Genomic DNA, 17,237 nt, shown 5'->3' with positions numbered 1-17,237 from the left:
AAGCAATATTAAGCAACATTTTAAATAACAAAAAGAACCTCCATAGTCCTATAGAAGTTCTTAGTATGTCTAAAGCGTAGATCTCTTAAAGAGCAGCTACGTGCTTTGCAAGCTTAGATTTAAGGTTAGCAGCTTTATTATTGTGTATAATATTGCGCTTAGCTAACTTGTCAATCATAGAAGCTACAGCAGGATATAAAGCCTGAGCATCTTTTTGCTCAGTCATATCGCGTAATCTTTTGATCGCGTTACGAGTCGTTCTGTGCTGGTAACGATTTCTAAGACGCTTAGCTTCGTTGCTTCTAATTCTCTTTAAAGCTGACTTGTGATTTGCCATTATTGTTTTTTCTAAATAATTATAAAAATTGTAGCCCGTAGGGGAATCGAACCCCTCTTACATGGATGAAAACCATGCGTCCTAGCCGATAGACGAACGGGCCATTAATTCTAGTTTCATACTTCTCAATATAGCCTCTAGAATTGTAAACCAAAAATTGTAGCCCGTAGGGGAATCGAACCCCTCTTACATGGATGAAAACCATGCGTCCTAGCCGATAGACGAACGGGCCTAGAACAATCGCTTAAATTGCGGATGCAAAAATAAACATATTTCTAGATGATGCAAACCAATTTGAAAGTTTTTTTAAAACTTTTTTAGTAGGCCTTGGCAAACAGTACTCTACACAATGATTTTTTACCAGAATATACACATATGCCTTCTTCATTTTTCGCGTTAAGCGGAATACATCTTATTGTTGCTTTTGTTATTTCTTTAATTTTATCTTCAGTTTCGGTGGTACCATCCCAGTGTGCGCTTATAAATCCACCTTTAGTATTTAAGACATCCTTGAACTCTTCAAAGGTGTCTACAGGTGTTATATGGTCGTTTCTGTAATTCTTAGCCTTAGTGTAGAGATTTTCTTGTATCTCCTTTAAAAGTGTGATAACAGTTTCTACTACTGTTTCTTTTGCAATAAATTCCTTTGTTAATGTATCTCTTCTAGCTAGTTCTACTGTGCGCTTCTCAAGATCTTTTGGTCCTATGCCTATTCTTAAAGGAACTCCTTTGAGTTCATACTCATTAAATTTCCATCCTGGTTTATGAGTATCTCTATTGTCAAATTTTACTGATACACCGTGTAGCTTTAAATCTTGTACAAGTTCATTTGCCACTTGAGATATAGCATCTAGCTGCTCTTGATTTTTATAAATAGGCACTATTACAACTTGAAAAGGTGCTAGATTAGGAGGTAGTACTAAGCCTTGATCATCACTATGTGTCATAATTAGTGCTCCCATAAGTCGTGTTGACACCCCCCAAGAGGTTGCCCAAACGTGCTCTTGTTTTCCTTGGTTTGAAGTAAATTTTACATCAAATGCTTTTGCGAAATTCTGACCTAAGAAGTGCGATGTTCCTGCTTGTAGTGCTTTACCGTCTTGCATAAGCGCCTCTATACAATAGGTCTCATCTGCACCTGCAAAGCGTTCACTTTCTGTTTTAACTCCTTTTATAACTGGGACTGCAAGAAAGTTTTCTGCAAACTCTGCATACACATTATTCATAAGCTCAGCCTCTTGTAGTGCTTCTTCTTTTGTTGCGTGTGCAGTATGTCCTTCTTGCCATAAAAATTCTGCCGTTCTTAAGAAAAGGCGTGTACGCATTTCCCATCTTACAACATTTGCCCATTGATTAATAAGTAATGGAAGGTCTCTATATGACTGTATCCAGCCTTTGTAAGTATTCCATATAATAGCTTCACTTGTAGGTCTTACTATTAATTCTTCTTCTAGTTTTGCATTAGGATCTACTATAAGTTTGCTTGAATCTTCTGGATCTGTCTTTAACCTGTAGTGTGTTACTACGGCACATTCTTTTGCAAAACCTTCTGCATTTTTCTCTTCTGCTTCAAATAAACTTTTTGGTACAAATAATGGGAAGTAAGCATTCTCGTGCCCAGTCTCTTTAAACATACGGTCGAGCTCTGCTTGCATTTTTTCCCAGATTGCGTAACCATATGGTTTTATAACCATACAACCACGTACAGCAGAGTTTTCTGCAAGGTCGGCTTGAACTACTAGTTCATTATACCATTTTGAATAATCTTCACTTCTTTTTGTGAGTTTCTTGCCCATAAAAATCTATTTTGGCACAAATATTGTGTCTTCTCTTAACGTAAAATTACCAAGCGAAATTAGGTATTTTTACACCAAGCAACAATTAAAACAGCACCGATATGAATTTTTCTACATCACTCAGAACTTCAATTAAGAGTTTATCTTTATCTGCACTTGCAGCTACATTACTTGTTGCTTGTAGTGCCTCACAGCAAGTTTATGATGACGATGGTATATACAGCAGTAATGAATCTGCTAATGCCACTTCGCAAGAAGAAACTTCTTCTAACGGATCAAATACTCAAGTTTATAAGAACTATTTTGAAAAAGGTGCACAAGAGCTCGGTGAGTTAGAAGGAGAGGGAGCTATATTCACAGATATAGAAGAATATTCTTCTGAAGATAGCAATGCTATCTACGTAGATGGAACAGATTTTGAATCTGCTACTGGCTATGGTGCTTGGGGTGATGAGGTTCAAGATGTGCAGGTTACAATCTATAACAATAGTCCTATTTGGGGATGGAATCGCTGGGGTGGTTTAGGTTGGAACGGTGGTTTAGGCTGGGGTAGAGGCTTTGGATGGGGAGGAAACTTCTGGTCGCCTTGGTATGGTGGTGCTTATTACAATCCTTTTTGGGGAGGTGGATTTGCTTACTATAGTCCATTCTACTACTATGGTAACTTTAATCGTTTTAATAATTTTAACTACGGGTATGCAAATCATAGGTATAATGGTAATCGAGTAGCTTATAGTGCTGGTAGAAGATCTATAAATAGTTCTGGAAGAAGAATGGGCGCTACAGATGCTATTGCTGCCTCAAGGTCGAGACTAAGAACTTCATCTAGAAGTAGAGCAACTTACAGCCGTAACAAAGGCACAGCAAGACCTACTTCGAGCCGTAATGGTACATATAGAAATGGAGTGTCTAGAGGCACGCCTAATAGTGCACAAAGACCCTCTACAGGTTCTAGACCTAATACGTACTCAAGAACAAGACCTACAACAAGGCCTAATAGCCGTCCTACTAGACCTAGTGGAACTCAATCAAGACCTTCTTCAAGACCTAGCGGAAGTAAAGCAAGGCCATCTTCTAGACCATCAAGACCAACGTCTAGACCAAGCTCTTCATCTAGAAGGAGTTCTTATAGCAGACCGTCTTCTTCTTCTCGAAGTAGCGGATCAAGATCTACTTCAAGTTCAAGCAGAAGCGGAGGGCGTAGAGGATAATCCTACACAGTTCATTTAGCAATAAAAACTACATATGAAAAAATTATTTTTAATACTGGCCATTTCGGCCTCAGGAACAACTTTTGCCCAAAGTATAGCAGAAGCACTTAATTATAGTGCTTCAAACACAACAGGTACAGCCAGGTATAGGGCGATGGGTGGTGCCTTTGGAGCACTAGGCGGTGATCTTAGTGCTATAGGTGATAATCCAGCCTCAAGTGCTGTATTTACAAAAGGAACGGTTTCTTTCTCTTTGTCTAATGACAATTTAGATAACACAACCACATTTTTAGGAAATAGTACAAGCTCTTCAGACACAGATCTTTCCCTTAACCAAGCAGGAGGAGTTTTTATCATAGATGGAGCTGGAAACTCGGGATGGAATAAATTTTCTTTAGGATTTAATTATGACCGCATAGGCAACCTTGACAATCAATATAGAGCTATAGGCACTAATACTAACTCGATATCTTCATATTTTTCAGATTTTGCGCAAGGAGTACCTCTTGATTTACTAGAAACTCTTGACGGTGAGTCTGTGACTGATTTATATCAATTTCTAGGAGAGACTGAAGGTTTTGGAGCACAGCAAGCATTATTAGGATATCAATCATTTATTCTTGATCCCTTAACAAATGATCCAGGCAATACAGAGTATTTTGTAAATACGGTAGGCGAAGCCTATGAGCAAGAGTATCTATTTGCTTCAGAAGGGTATAGCGGCAAAGCTTCTTTTAACATTGGAGCGCAGTATAATGATAATCTTTACTTAGGCCTCAACTTAAACTCTCATTTTTTAGATTATAATCAATCTACGGTGCTGTTTGAGTCTAACGATGCTGGCCCAGATGAGGGATTTACAAACGTTACCGATATTCGTTTTGAAAATAATTTAAGAACTATAGGAAGCGGCTTCTCTTTTCAACTAGGAGCAATTTCAAAAGTAACTGATAATTTAAGAGTAGGAATTACATATGACTCTCCTACTTGGACAACAATAGATGAAGAAACCACACAAAGAATCACAACCACCGCGGTAGATGATGCTGGCGTATTTACTACTGTAGTTAACCCTAGAGTAACTAATGTATATGAAAGTTATGAAATTAAATCTCCTGGAAAATATACAGGTAGTGCCGCATATCTTTTTGGAAAAAAAGGACTTATAAGTTTAGATTATTCATATAAAGATTACACTGCCTTAAGTTTTAGACCAGAGAGTGATGCCTTCTTTAATGCTCAAAATGCTGCAATAGATAATTTACTCCAGCCAGTAAATGCACTCAAGCTAGGAGGAGAGATAAGAGCACAAGAGTGGAGCTTTAGAGCGGGTTACAGATATGAAGATAGCCCTTTTAAAGATGAAACAACCGTAAGTGAGTTAACAGGTTATTCGGCAGGTGTAGGTTATAATTTTGGAAATGTAAAAGTAGATGTTGCTTATGACAATTTTACACAAGATCGCACTACTTCTTTATACAGTACGGGCTTGACCAATAGCACTACAGTGGCAAGTGATAATACATCTATTATAGCAACACTTACAATAAGCTTATAAAAGTCATCAATTCATCAATCATAAAAAAGACTATCTTCGGGTAGTCTTTTTTTATAACTGTATGGGATCAATAATAGCATTATCAGGAAGTAACAGCACAAAATCTATAAATACTAAATTACTAGACAATGTAGTATCTAGTATACACAATCATAAGGCTGCAAGCTTATCGCTCTTATCTTACGATATACCTATGTATAATCTTGACCTAGAGCAAGAGCGCGGTATTCCCGTAGATATACAGATTATTAAAAATAAAATTGCCGAAGCAGATGGTGTCATAATTGCCGTAAATGAACATAACGGAATGATATCTGCCTTTTTTAAAAACATATTTGACTGGCTTTCACGTGCAGACCGTAATTTTCTAGCCGGTAAAAAACTTCTTGTGGTAAGTACCTCTCCAGGAGCTCGCGGTGCAGCATCTGCTTTAAATTATATAAAAGAGACGGCACCACGTTTTGGAGGTGAGGTAGTAGAGAGTTTTAGCTTCCCATCATTTCAAGATAATTTTGATAGTACAGAATCACGCATAACTAATCCTGATCTTGAGATGGGTATTAGCCAAGTTGTAGCTTCTTTTTTACAAGCACTAGATTAGTAATCTCTAGCAACTTCAAGTAGTACTATACTATAAGGCGTGTCTAGTGACACCTTTCCATTTATTGCGGTAACCTCTTTTCCTGAGTATGCGTCTCTAAGTTTTTCCGCTTTCGCGAAAGCGTTACCCACCACAATTTCCTTTTTACCCACAGCTAGGTCTAAACCTACGACTACTGTATCTGTAAAGTTATCTTTTGTAAATGCTCTTTTAAAGACATAAGGAGCCTTGCTAAGCATCTCGTGATTACCTGCACCCACCGACGGATGATTCTTTCTAAAAACACCTAATTTTTGCCAGTGAGAGAGTACGTCACCTGTAGTCTCTGTGTCTATTGTGTCCCAGTTCATAAAGCTTCTTAGGGTTGCATCACCTTGAGTGCCTTCTATAGTAAGATCACGTGCCGTCTCATCGCCATAATAGACTTGTGAGATACCTGTCGTGAGAAGGAGTTTTGTACCAGTTTCTATAGCTTTAGTGCGGTCTTTGTCAAATGGCTGCCCATCATCGTGAGAGGTTGCATAGTTTACAAAACTCTTGTCTTTAAACAGTGAGTCTTTTATGGTAGCATATTTATTAAATAAGGACTCATAGCTACCTTGTGCATCATACTTAAATTGAAAGTTGATGAGGTTATCAAATCCATTTTCGAAATAGTTTACCTTTTTATCACCAAAATCATAAGCAAGTCCGCCGTCTACAGAGTAGTTATACACTTCTCCAAACATAAAGAAGTCTGTGTCATCTAGTACTAGATCTGGGTTGTTGGTCTTAAAATCTGCAAATGCTTTATCTGCTTGAGCACGCAATACTACCCAAGACTCTTCATCTACGTGTTTTGTTGTGTCTACTCTAAAAGCATCTACACCATACTCTCGTATATAATCTGTAAGCCATTTTATGATATAGTTACGTGGTGTCTTTTTAAGATTATTTGAAACAAAGTAGGCATCTAGCTCTGCAATTTCTTCTTCATAGCGTCCTTCTTTTTTCCACTTTTCTATAAGCGTGGGAGGTAGTGTTACCTCTTTTGAGCTCTCTGTGAGTATGTCTGGTAAATTTTCTACAAGGCTGCAAGCTGTTGTGTTCTCATAAGTGCTAAAAGCGCAGTTAGGATTTTCTCTAGCCCAATCTGTACCCCAGAAAGGATCTTGCTCTGTTACCGGTCCTGTATGATTAAGAACCACATCCATAACGATGCGTATATCATTAGTATGTGCCGTCTCTATAAGCTCTTTGAGGTCCTCTTTTGTCCCAAAGTTGGGGTCGAGAGCCGTCCAGTCTTTTGTCCAGTACCCGTGATAGCCATAAGTAACACCTGTACCTTCATCTACCGGGCCGTGTACCTGCTCAACCACAGGAGTAAACCAGATGGCATTAATTCCTAAATCTGTAAAATAACCCTCTTTAATTTTTTTTGTGATTCCTTTTATGTCTCCTCCTTCAAAACCTCTCAAAGTGGCAGTTTCTTCTAATCTATTAAAATTTACATCATTTGATGTATCTCCGTTATAGAAACGATCTGTAAGTAGGAAGTACATATTTGAAGCCTCCCAAAAGAAAGGTGCTTTCTCCTTTACTGGGGCTCTAGTAACAGTAGTCTCTTCCTTTTTACAAGCTATAAGTAAAAGAATTACGGAGGCGCTTAGTAGTGCATATTTTAGTTTCATAACGATGGGTGTTTTAATAGTAGCTAATCTAGTAAATCCTTTTGAAAGTTGAGACGAGTAGATGCCTAAAGAAAATAGTACATTTACGCACTTAAAATATTTTATGCCTTCATTTAAAGTCTGGCTTAGTGCCGCTCGCCCTCGTACCTTACCGCTCTCTATAGCTGGTATACTAGTAGGTGGTGGCCTAGCGTTACAAGAAAATGCTTATAATGGTCTCATCTTTGGCCTTGCTATACTAGCTACACTGGGGTTTCAAATCTTATCAAATTATGCAAATGATTATGGAGATGGGGTAAAAGGTACAGATAATGATGAGCGTGTGGGGCCTGCAAGAGCAATGCAAAGCGGTTTACTTACTGCGGCACACCTTAAAAAGGCCATTATAATTACTTCTAGTATCACAGTAGTGATTGTACTAAGTTTAATTTACAGCGCCTTTGGTAAAGATCAATTTCTGTTATCATTGTTATTTTTATTGCTGGGTATTGCAGCCATTATTGCAGCCATAAAGTATACCGTAGGTAGAAGTGCTTATGGATATAAAGGATTAGGAGATGTATTTGTCTTTTTATTTTTTGGACTTGTAGGAGTGTTGGGTTCTTTCTTTTTATTTACACAATACATACATTTCATACATATATTGCCCGCTATAACAATAGGTGCACTTTCTGTAATGGTATTACATCTCAATAATATGCGCGATCGTGTGTCTGATACTCGTGTGGGTAAAAACACCCTAGCCGTAATTTTAGGGCAGAAGGGAGCCGTGCGTTACCATAACATCTTGTTTCTAGTAGCGATTTGTTGCTGGGTGAGTTTTATAGCCTTGAGGGCAACAGATCTTTTAGACTATATATCTATCATAGCATTTTTACCGCTGGTTAAGCATATGCTTACGGTAAGAAATACAGAGGAGCACGCCTTGCTTGATCCAGAGTTAAAAAAAGTGGCGTTGTCTACATTTTTACTTGCCGTGCTATTCTTTGTGGGGAGTTACTTTTAAATGTAGTTGTTACGCTTTCGCGAAAGCGTATTAAAAACCATTATAGTTCTAGTACTTACAAATACGACAAAAAAAAGGAAGCATTACTGCTTCCTTTCTTTATATAACACTTAAAATCGACTAGTTTACAGAAGATGCAAGCTCAGATCCAGCTTTAAACTTTACTACATTTTTTGCAGCGATCTTGATAGTTTTTCCAGTTTGAGGATTTCTTCCTTCACGAGCATTACGCTTAGATACAGACCAAGATCCAAAACCTACTAGAGAAACACGTCCTCCTTTTTTAAGAGTACCTTCAACGTCTCCTAAGAAAGATTCTAATGCTTTTTTTGCTGCAGCTTTAGTGATACCAGCGTGCTCTGCCATTCCGTCGATTAATTCTGATTTGTTCATAATATAATTTGTTAATTAATTAATTGTGGTTAAACTGTATGTTTAATTCCCTAACAAATTTATACGGATTATTCGCCTACGCAAGCAATAGCAAGGGAAATCGGGGTTTTTGTTAATAAGTCAACCCGATTGTTGATAAAGATGGGGCTATTTTTTAATTCTCTTAACGCCTATGGTTACAGGGGTTTAGCGCATTTTGGCATTTTTATCAAACTTATAGCCGTTAAGAAGGTCCTTTACGGCCATCTTTTTCTTGCCAGAAAGTTGCATTTCTGTTATACATATGTAACCTTCTGGAGTTGCAATAGCGAGATGGTCATCTACCTGCGTTACGGCTCCTGAGGGAATGAGCATTTCTTTATCCGCTTTCGCGAAAGCGCTATAAATTTTTACGCGTTGCTCCTTACCACCATTTTCTAGTATGGTATAAGCAGCAGGGTAAGGGCTGAGCCCTCTTATATGATTGTAGATTTCTTGGAGTGGGGCGTCCCAGTTTATTCTCGTATTCTCACTATGTAACTTGTAAGCAGTCTTTAATTCTTTTGATGAGTCTTGTATATCTGTCTTTACATCATCTCGCTCAATTGCCTTAACCGTTTTAATTACAAGTTCTTTACCAGCTATCATAAGACGGTCGTGCAGGTGACCTGCATTTTCTTTATCATCTATAGCTAGTGATTCTTGTAAGATAATTTCTCCGGTGTCTATTTTTTCGTCTATAAAAAATGTAGTTACACCTGTTTCTGTCTCACCGTTTATAATCGCCCAGTTTATAGGTGCGGCACCTCGATATTGTGGAAGTAATGATGCGTGTAGGTTAAATGTGCCATAAGCAGGCATCTTCCATACCGCTTCTGGTAACATTCTAAAGGCAACCACAATTTGAAGGTTTGCCTTAAGTGCTTCAAGTTCTTCTAGAAAAGATTCGCTCTTAAGATTAGTAGGTTGTAAGATGTTGAGGTTTCTCGCTTTTGCAAATGCCTTGACATCGCTCTCTCGTATTTTTTGTCCTCTACCTGCTGGTCTATCTGGTGCCGTAATTACACCTACTACGTTATATCCTTCGTCTAGTAAACCGTGTAAGATGGTCACTGCAAACTCTGGCGTGCCCATAAAAACTATGCGTAAATCTCTCATAATAGGGTGTATGTGTTATTAGGTAAAATGGCTATTTTTTTCTGTTCCAAAAGTAGTCGAATAGAATTGATTATTGTCTGTTGTGGGTATGCTAGTTGTGCAATTTCGCGTGAACTTTTTGCACCTCCTTTAAGTAAATCTATAATGGCATTATCTATAGATGTTCTGGTTTTTATAACTGTACGGTTTCTGCATACATCACAATTACCACAAGGCTCATCAAGCACTTCGTCAAAGTAATGCATAAGCTGTATAGCTCTACACGTAGTGTCATTTGCTATATAGTCTTTAACGGCTTGTACTTGGTTTTTCTTGTAGTTTTCTTGGGTTTTTATAAACGGAGCAATCACATTAATAGTACGGTCATCTTCTCTAGGGACTAAAAAGGTGATTGCCGTGTCAAAGTTTTGATGCTCGTAATCTATTATATCATCTTGGTCTAGCGTGAGGAGCACTTGATGTACTTGCTCTAGAGTTTTGCCAGCTTTATTTGCAATGATATTATAGTTGATATTAGTCACCTGTTCAAAGACTGCTCCATACGTACGTAATACAGCCTTTACAACATCGTCTAGTTGATTGTTTCTTAGTAAATAATAGGTGAGTGCAAAGTCATTTACTTTAAAGTTAATAGTTGCTCTCTTTGTAAACTCTTGAGATAAACTTATGACGCTATTGCGATCTAATACCTGTAAAGCATTATAGGTAAGAATGGTGTGCAATTTATATGCGCCACAAAACTCACTAAAGTTAAAGCGGTGTAAGCTATCTTGTCCTTCTCCGTATGAGATTTGAAAATAGTTTACTAGATGTTTATAGGTTTTTTTTACCGTATGAGTGTCTGGTATTACTTTAAGAAACTGGTTTTCTAGACGTACCTCGTCGTTCTCATTATACAGTAATACGGCTTGAGATTCTTGACCTGCCCTTCCTGCTCTTCCTGCTTCTTGAAAGTAGTTTTCTATACTGTCAGGAATTTCTAAGTGCACTACGGTATCTACATCTGCTTTGTCTATACCCATACCAAAGGCACTTGTACCTACCATTACTTGTACTTTATTTGTACGCCAGGCTAAGTATTGTTTATGACGTTCCTCCCGAGACATACCTCCGTGATATGAGGTGGCTGTGATGCCTCGTCCCTTTAAAAAATGAGCTGTATTAAGTGTTGCCTTTCTATTACGTACATACACGATAGCGCTTTGCTGTGTGTTTGTTAGTATGGTTTCTAGCTCATAAAACTTATCTGTAGCAAGTCGTATTTTATATGTGAGGTTTTTTCTGTGATATGAAGTTTTAAATAATTGTGGTTGTTTGAGATCTAGTAAAGTAGTTATATCCTCAAGTACCTTAGTTGTAGCAGTGGCGGTGAGAGCAATAATGGGGCATTTAGGTTTTAAGGCTCTAAGTTTTGAAATATCTCTATATGCCGGTCTAAAGTCGTGACCCCATTGAGAGATACAGTGAGCCTCATCTACAGCAATAAGGCATACATTCATAAGCTTTATGCGTTCTTGCACTAGTTCTTGCTGTAAGCGTTCTGGTGATAGGTAAAGGAGCTTATAATTACCATAAATACAATTATCAAGTAGGGTGTCTAGTTCTCCATAGCTTATGCCGCTTGTGATAGACAGTGCTTTTATCCCTTTTTCTTGAAGCCCCATCACTTGATCTTTCATCAAGGCTATGAGTGGCGATACTACAATAGTAATTCCATCTAATAGAAGTGAAGGCAGCTGGTAACATAATGATTTACCACCGCCAGTAGGTAATAAAGCAATGCTATCCTCACCAGCAAGAACGTTTTTTATAATCTCTGCTTGTTGCGGTCTAAAATTACTATGACCCCAGTATGTGGTGAGTATATCTTTTGCTTTATCTATCAAGAAGTAAGTGTGTTAAGTATAAATTGCGCTCTCTCTTCTACAGGGCCAGTAGGCACAGGTATAGGTGAGTAGCCATACTGTTTATATGTCTGTACAAGGTGTTCTTCTATTTTTTTTGCTTGGTCAAAGGTTTCATAACGTTCTTGATCAATAACGTGTATTTTTTCCCAAGTAGGTAATATAAAAACAAGATCATAAATATGTGCTTTACAGGCCTCAATAAAATCTTCTGGATATTCTTGATTTACAAAGTCCATATATGCCACCGTGTCAGGTATGCCGCGATCTATAAAAACAAAATCATTTTTAAAACCCTCTACATCCTTAAATTGCTTGATACGGGCATCTCTTAACAGGGTAGAAAAGAGTAATGGCTTCTCTAAAAATAGCTGGTCAATGCCCTCCTTTTGGGCATTGCTTATCACTTGTCGTGATATTTCTTCTAGGCAGGCATAGCCTAGATTTTCTAAGTGATTAAGTAATGTTGTTTTTCCTGTAGAAGGGCCACCTATGAGGAGTATTCTTTTTGGCATAAAAATGGTAATCTTTAAAGCAAAATTAAGCAAACTACAGAGAATGTGATTTCAGTATCTTTGCAACAGAAAATAAGAAGATGGATTCAGGAAAGAAAACAGAAGAATTTTACACAAAATTAAAAGCACAGCTAGCAGACACTTCAATGTGGCCAGCACCATATTTGTATAAATTTATAGTACCAGCAAGCACCGAAAAGGAAGCACAAATCGTTAAGATTTTTGATCATCTAGGTGCCGTCATAAAGAAAAATGCATCACGCACAGGTAAGTACACTAGCGTTTCTATAAACGTACGTATGAAAAACCCAGACGCGGTTATAGCAAAGTATAAAGAAGTGGCAGAGGTAGAGGGTGTCATCTCTTTATAGGGTGTGATTACGCTTTCGCGAAAGCGTACTTATAACAAATAACTGTTATCAATTTATTAAACCTGTAAGCATTTATACAAATTTTAGTATTTTGCAGGTGTCTTTACATAAAAGATAACTTCACTTAATTTTTTACAATTGATAGATCAATTAGAGTACAACACGGAGAGAGTCCATCTCATCATACCCGAGTACGGGCGCCATATTCAAAAAATGGTAAATGATGCGACGGCAATGGAAGACGCCGAAGAGCGTAACAAAACTGCAAAAGCAATTATTGCGGTGATGGGTAATTTACAACCGCACTTGCGTGATGTACCAGATTTTCAGCATAAATTATGGGATCAGTTATTTATAATGTCTGATTTTAAACTAGATGTAGAGTCTCCCTACGGAAAACCATCTAGAGAAGAGCTTGCAGAACGTCCAGAACCTCTAGAGTACCCACAAAATCATCCCAAATATCGTTTTTATGGTAATAACATAAAGCGTATGATAGATGTAGCGGTCTCTTGGGAAAAAGGAGAGATGCGTGAAGGGCTTGCAATGACTATTGCAAACCATATGAAAAAGTGTTTTTTAAACTGGAACAAAGACACCGTAGAGGATGATGTAATCTTTGATCACCTTTTTGAACTTAGTAACGGTGAGATTAACCTTAAAGAGCGTGACGAGCAGTTACGTGATTCTGATAGATTAATACGTGCTAATAAAAAGGCTAAAGCTGCAGACAACCCAGTAAAGAAAAGAAATTATTCAAAAAACAATAACCGTAAGAAGCGTTATTAAAAAATATACCTCAATCTACCTATGGCAACATTTCAGATAGAAGGCGGTCACCAGCTTAAAGGTGATATTCAACCACAAGGAGCAAAAAACGAAGCATTACAAATACTATGTGGCGTACTGCTTACTCCTGAAAAAGTAAACATTAGTAACGTACCAGACATTATAGATGTAAACAAGCTCATTATGATCTTGCAAAATCTAGGTGTAAAGGTTGAGAAGTTAGAAAAAGGTGTTTTTACCTTTCAGGCAGATGAGCTAGATCTTGATTATCTAGAAAGCGAGAAATTTAAGAAAGAAGGAAGCGGTCTACGTGGTTCTATAATGATTGTAGGGCCATTACTAGCTCGCTTTGGTAAAGGATATATTCCTCGCCCGGGTGGTGATAAAATAGGTCGCCGTCGTCTAGATACGCACTTTGAAGGGTTTATAAAATTAGGAGCAAAATTTCGCTACAACCGTGAGGAGCGCTTTTATGGAGTAGAAGCTCCAGAAGGACTCACAGGTGCCTATATGTTACTAGATGAAGCTTCGGTTACTGGTACTGCAAACATTGTAATGGCAGCTGTACTTGCAAAAGGAACAACTACAATTTATAATGCCGCTTGTGAACCTTACTTACAACAACTCTGTAAGATGATGGTGCGTATGGGAGCAGATATAAAGGGTATAGGTTCTAATATGTTAATTATAGAAGGAGTAGAAAAACTAGGTGGTTGCGATCACCGCGTTTTACCAGATATGATTGAGATAGGTTCGTGGATAGGTCTTGCTGCGATGACTAAAAGTGAGATAACAATCAAAAACGTGAGCTGGGATGATCTAGGTGTGATTCCTAACACCTTTAGAAAACTAGGTATCACATTAGAACGCAAAGGAGATGATATTTATATCCCTGCTCATACAGATGGGTATGAGGTTGAGTCATATATAGATGGGTCATTTATGACCATCGCAGATGCGCCTTGGCCAGGTTTTACACCAGACTTACTAAGTATCATACTCGTTGTGGCTACACAGGCAAAAGGTGAACTTATGGTGCACCAAAAGATGTTTGAAAGCCGTCTTTTCTTTACAGATAAGCTTATAGATATGGGAGCAAAAGTGATACTTTGTGATCCACACCGTGCAACTGTAATAGGACACAATTTCCAGTCTACACTTAAAGCAACAACAATGACATCTCCAGATATACGCGCTGGTATCTCATTACTTATTGCAGCCTTAAGTGCAAAAGGAACATCTACCATTCATAATATAGAGCAAATAGATCGTGGGTATGAAAATATAGATGAGCGTCTTAGAGCCATAGGAGCTAAGATTATAAGAATAGATTAATCTGATTATTATAGATATAACAAAGGCGCAAATTAAATTTGCGCCTTTTTTTGTTAATGTCATTTCTAAAACGATCTGTATATTACAGTAAAAGTTGAAAATCCCGTGACAAAAAGCAAACCCATAATCATAGCGCATAGAGGTGCACAGTCTATCTATCCAGAGCATACAATGCAAGGATATAAAATGGCAGTACAACTAGGTGCAGATTATATTGAGCCAGACCTTGTGATGACTAAAGATGGTGTGCTCATAGCCCGTCACGAGCCATTTATATCTACTACAACAAATGTCTCAACACTACCACAGTATGAAAATCGTAAGACCACAAAGCTCCTTGATGGCGTTGCTGTTACAGACTGGTTTGTGTCTGATTTTACACTCAAGGAGTTAAAAACATTACGAGCTAGACAGTCGTGGGCAAACAGAACGCACGAGTACGATGACCTTTTTGAGATACCTACCTTTGAGGAGATTCTCGCTTTCGCGAAAGCGCACAAAACCACAGCAGGAAACCCCGTAGGAGTTTACCCAGAACTGAAACATCCTACCTATCATAAAGTGCTTGGTTTACCTATGGAAGATCATTTTTTAAAAATGATTAATGCGGCAGGTTATAACAGCAAAGAGTCCTCTATCTATGTACAATGTTTTGAGGTTGCAACCTTGCAATACTTGCGTTCAAAAAGTGATATAAAACTCATACAACTACTAGGCGCAGCTGGTATTACAAATGATGGTAATCTACTATTTACAAAAGAAGATGGAAGTTATGACCCAGAAGGTCAACCATATGATTTTATAAAAAATAAAGATAAGCGCTCATACCAGTTTTTTACATCAAAAGAAGGGATGGTGTTTATGGCAACCTATGCAGATGCAGTGGGCCCTTGGAAGCCTTTTATTATCTCTGTAAACTCAAATGGTGTATTAACCCCAGTAACAAACTTTGTAGCGCTGGCTCATAGCCACAATCTTGAGGTGCATCCTTACACCTTTAGAAATGAAGATACCAAGTGGGTGACAGATACTAATCATATTGATGAGTATCTACGCTTTTTTGAAGCAGAAGTAGATGGTGTCTTTAGCGACTACACAAATGAGGCAGTCGCTGCTAGAAGTAAATTTTTAAAAAGTCACTAGTTTATTTCTCCCACTCTGTGTGAAAAATACCCTCACGATCTAGTCGCTCATACGTGTGTGATCCAAAATAATCTCGTTGCGCCTGTATCACATTGAGTGGTAGTCGTGTTGAGGTATATGCGTCAAAATACGTGAGTGAGTTAGATAATCCTGGTAGGGGTATCCCATTTACAGCACCAAAGGCTACAAGCTCTCTTGCGGCATCTACCGTATCTTGAATTTTTGGAATAAATGATGGTGACAGTAACAGGTTAGGTAGCTCACTATCTTCTGTAAATGCATTAGTAATATCTGCCAGTAGCTTTGCTCTTATGATACATCCTGCACGCCATATCTTTGCTATAACCGCTATATCTAGGTCATAACCATACTCCTTAGATGCATCTGCGAGTTGGTGTAATCCTTGTGCGTAAGTGATTATGTAAGAGAAGTAAAGTGCTTTTTCTGTAAGGTCAGTAAGTTTTTCTTTTGCCATCGTAGCAACCTCTGGGCGGTCATAAAGCGAGTCTGCAACCGTGCGTTCATCCTTAAGTGCAGAGATCTCACGCATACTTACAGCAATATCTATAGAGGGTACTGGTATACCTAGATCCATTGCGTTTTGCGATGTCCATTTTCCAGTTCCTTTTTGCTTTGCTTTATCTAGTATTTGATCTACTAGGTCACCATCTGTGAGGGTGTCTTTTTCGACAAAAATTTCTGAGGTTATTTCAACCAGAAAAGATTGTAGTCTTCCCTCATTCCAAGACTTATATGTCTCGTGTAGTTCTTGATTACTTAGTTTTCCAGCCTTTTTAAGCACATCATACATTTCAGACGTGAGTTGCATAAGTCCATACTCAATACCGTTATGTACCATTTTTACATAGTTTCCGGCAGATTTTGGTCCTAGGTATGCTACACAAGGTTCGCCATTATATTTGGCAGATACTGCTTCAAAAATAGGTTGTACGGCAGCATAGCCAGGTTTTGATCCTCCAGGCATTATGCTTGGACCTTTACGAGCTCCTTTTGCACCACCAGAAACACCAGCGCCAAAAAAGTGTATTCCCTTTTCGGCAAGGTAGGCTTCTCTTCGGTCTGTGTCTGTAAAGAAGGAGTTTCCTCCATCTATAATGATATCACCTTTATCTAAGTGCGGTAAGAGACTTTCTATCACGATGTCTACTACTTTTCCGGCAGGGACGAGTAACATAATTTTACGTGGTGATGAGAGCGCTTTCGCGAAAGCGGAAACCTCTACAGTCGCATTTACTTTATCTACATTGCCGCCTTCATCTATGAGTGCTTGTACCTTTTTTGTATCAAGATCATTACCCATTGCTGTAAAACCATTATCTGCAACGTTAAGTATAAAGTTACGTCCCATAACGCCTAGTCCTACTAAGCCAAAATCATAAGTATTTTCCATAATCGATCTTTCTTTTACTACAAAACAACACCGCCTTGTAGCCGAAATTTTGTCTGTTAC

The 17,237-nt window shown here is 38.2% G+C and carries 16 protein-coding genes and 2 tRNA genes; 8 read left to right on the top strand and 10 right to left on the bottom strand.

Going from position 1 to position 17,237, the window contains the following annotated elements; genetic code table 11:
* Window positions 1-85: 85 nt before the first annotated feature.
* From rpsT to proS, 4 genes are all read right to left on the bottom strand, one after another.
* Window positions 86-337, bottom strand: coding sequence for a 30S ribosomal protein S20 (gene rpsT / locus ACFO5T_RS15035; RefSeq protein ID WP_038600357.1), 252 nt, complete (start codon window positions 335-337; stop codon window positions 86-88).
* Window positions 338-368: 31 nt separating this feature from the next.
* Window positions 369-440, bottom strand: a tRNA-Glu gene (locus tag ACFO5T_RS15030).
* Between the two features lie 57 nt (window positions 441-497).
* Window positions 498-569 (bottom strand) — tRNA-Glu (locus ACFO5T_RS15025).
* Between the two features lie 85 nt (window positions 570-654).
* Window positions 655-2,133 carry a proline--tRNA ligase gene (gene proS / locus ACFO5T_RS15020; RefSeq protein ID WP_380036076.1) on the bottom strand — a complete coding sequence of 493 codons (1,479 nt, stop codon included), beginning with the start codon at window positions 2,131-2,133 and terminating at the stop codon, window positions 655-657.
* Window positions 2,134-2,234: 101 nt separating this feature from the next.
* On the opposite strand from proS, the gene ACFO5T_RS15015 reads away from it, so the two are divergent.
* The 3 genes from ACFO5T_RS15015 to ACFO5T_RS15005 all read left to right on the top strand — a co-directional run bounded on the left by ACFO5T_RS15015 (window position 2,235) and on the right by ACFO5T_RS15005 (window position 5,503).
* Window positions 2,235-3,344, top strand: a complete 1,110-nt coding sequence (locus ACFO5T_RS15015; RefSeq protein WP_380036073.1) for a hypothetical protein — start codon at window positions 2,235-2,237, stop codon at window positions 3,342-3,344.
* Window positions 3,345-3,378: 34 nt separating this feature from the next.
* Window positions 3,379-4,902, top strand: coding sequence for an OmpP1/FadL family transporter (locus ACFO5T_RS15010; RefSeq protein ID WP_380036070.1), 1,524 nt, complete (start codon window positions 3,379-3,381; stop codon window positions 4,900-4,902).
* Window positions 4,903-4,963: 61 nt separating this feature from the next.
* Window positions 4,964-5,503 carry an NADPH-dependent FMN reductase gene (locus tag ACFO5T_RS15005; protein WP_375252556.1) on the top strand — a complete coding sequence of 180 codons (540 nt, stop codon included), beginning with the start codon at window positions 4,964-4,966 and terminating at the stop codon, window positions 5,501-5,503.
* Here the strand turns inward: ACFO5T_RS15005 and ACFO5T_RS15000 are convergent.
* Window positions 5,500-7,173, bottom strand: coding sequence for an alpha-amylase family glycosyl hydrolase (locus tag ACFO5T_RS15000; protein ID WP_380036066.1), 1,674 nt, complete (start codon window positions 7,171-7,173; stop codon window positions 5,500-5,502). The two genes, ACFO5T_RS15005 and ACFO5T_RS15000, sit on opposite strands and share 4 nt — an antisense overlap.
* A gap of 103 nt (window positions 7,174-7,276) precedes the next feature.
* Here ACFO5T_RS15000 and menA point away from each other — a divergent pair, with 103 nt between their 5' ends.
* The gene (gene menA / locus ACFO5T_RS14995) at window positions 7,277-8,179 is read left to right on the top strand and encodes a 1,4-dihydroxy-2-naphthoate octaprenyltransferase (protein ID WP_375252558.1); all 903 of its coding nucleotides are present in this window, start codon (window positions 7,277-7,279) and stop codon (window positions 8,177-8,179) included.
* 120 nt (window positions 8,180-8,299) lie between these two features.
* Here the strand turns inward: menA and ACFO5T_RS14990 are convergent, their stop codons facing one another.
* The 4 genes from ACFO5T_RS14990 to ACFO5T_RS14975 all read right to left on the bottom strand — a co-directional run bounded on the left by ACFO5T_RS14990 (window position 8,300) and on the right by ACFO5T_RS14975 (window position 12,128).
* Complete coding sequence (locus tag ACFO5T_RS14990; RefSeq protein WP_038600373.1) at window positions 8,300-8,572, bottom strand: HU family DNA-binding protein; 273 nt, start codon at window positions 8,570-8,572, stop codon at window positions 8,300-8,302.
* Between the two features lie 186 nt (window positions 8,573-8,758).
* The gene (gene fmt, locus ACFO5T_RS14985) at window positions 8,759-9,709 is read right to left on the bottom strand and encodes a methionyl-tRNA formyltransferase (protein WP_380036061.1); all 951 of its coding nucleotides are present in this window, start codon (window positions 9,707-9,709) and stop codon (window positions 8,759-8,761) included.
* Window positions 9,706-11,595, bottom strand: a complete 1,890-nt coding sequence (locus tag ACFO5T_RS14980; RefSeq protein WP_380036058.1) for a RecQ family ATP-dependent DNA helicase — start codon at window positions 11,593-11,595, stop codon at window positions 9,706-9,708. The genes fmt and ACFO5T_RS14980 overlap by 4 nt, the downstream gene beginning before the upstream one ends.
* Window positions 11,592-12,128, bottom strand: coding sequence for an AAA family ATPase (locus ACFO5T_RS14975; protein WP_380036055.1), 537 nt, complete (start codon window positions 12,126-12,128; stop codon window positions 11,592-11,594). Before ACFO5T_RS14975 ends, ACFO5T_RS14980 begins: the two co-directional genes overlap by 4 nt.
* Window positions 12,129-12,208: 80 nt before the next feature.
* On the opposite strand from ACFO5T_RS14975, the gene ACFO5T_RS14970 reads away from it, so the two are divergent.
* The 4 genes from ACFO5T_RS14970 (at window position 12,209) to ACFO5T_RS14955 (ending at window position 15,766) form a co-directional block, all read left to right on the top strand.
* Window positions 12,209-12,499, top strand: a complete 291-nt coding sequence (locus ACFO5T_RS14970) for a DUF493 family protein (protein ID WP_380036052.1) — start codon at window positions 12,209-12,211, stop codon at window positions 12,497-12,499.
* Window positions 12,500-12,637: 138 nt separating this feature from the next.
* On the top strand, window positions 12,638-13,288 hold the full coding sequence (locus ACFO5T_RS14965) for a DUF4290 domain-containing protein (RefSeq protein ID WP_035328269.1): 651 nt from the start codon (window positions 12,638-12,640) through the stop codon (window positions 13,286-13,288).
* 21 nt (window positions 13,289-13,309) lie between these two features.
* The gene (gene murA / locus ACFO5T_RS14960; RefSeq protein ID WP_380036047.1) at window positions 13,310-14,623 is read left to right on the top strand and encodes a UDP-N-acetylglucosamine 1-carboxyvinyltransferase; all 1,314 of its coding nucleotides are present in this window, start codon (window positions 13,310-13,312) and stop codon (window positions 14,621-14,623) included.
* 105 nt (window positions 14,624-14,728) lie between these two features.
* Window positions 14,729-15,766: a glycerophosphodiester phosphodiesterase gene (locus ACFO5T_RS14955; RefSeq protein ID WP_380036044.1), complete on the top strand. Its 1,038-nt coding sequence runs from the start codon at window positions 14,729-14,731 to the stop codon at window positions 15,764-15,766.
* 1 nt (window position 15,767) lies between these two features.
* Here ACFO5T_RS14955 and gndA read toward each other — a convergent pair whose 3' ends face one another.
* On the bottom strand, window positions 15,768-17,177 hold the full coding sequence (gene gndA / locus ACFO5T_RS14950; protein ID WP_380036041.1) for an NADP-dependent phosphogluconate dehydrogenase: 1,410 nt from the start codon (window positions 17,175-17,177) through the stop codon (window positions 15,768-15,770).
* Between the last annotated feature and the right edge of the window lie 60 nt (window positions 17,178-17,237).

Origin of the sequence: Dokdonia genika, assembly GCF_042652845.1 — a bacterium.
GTDB lineage: Bacteria > Bacteroidota > Bacteroidia > Flavobacteriales > Flavobacteriaceae > Dokdonia > Dokdonia donghaensis.
The sequence above is the reverse complement of the archived record's forward strand: the minus strand, read 5'-3'. Positions and strand labels throughout refer to the sequence as shown.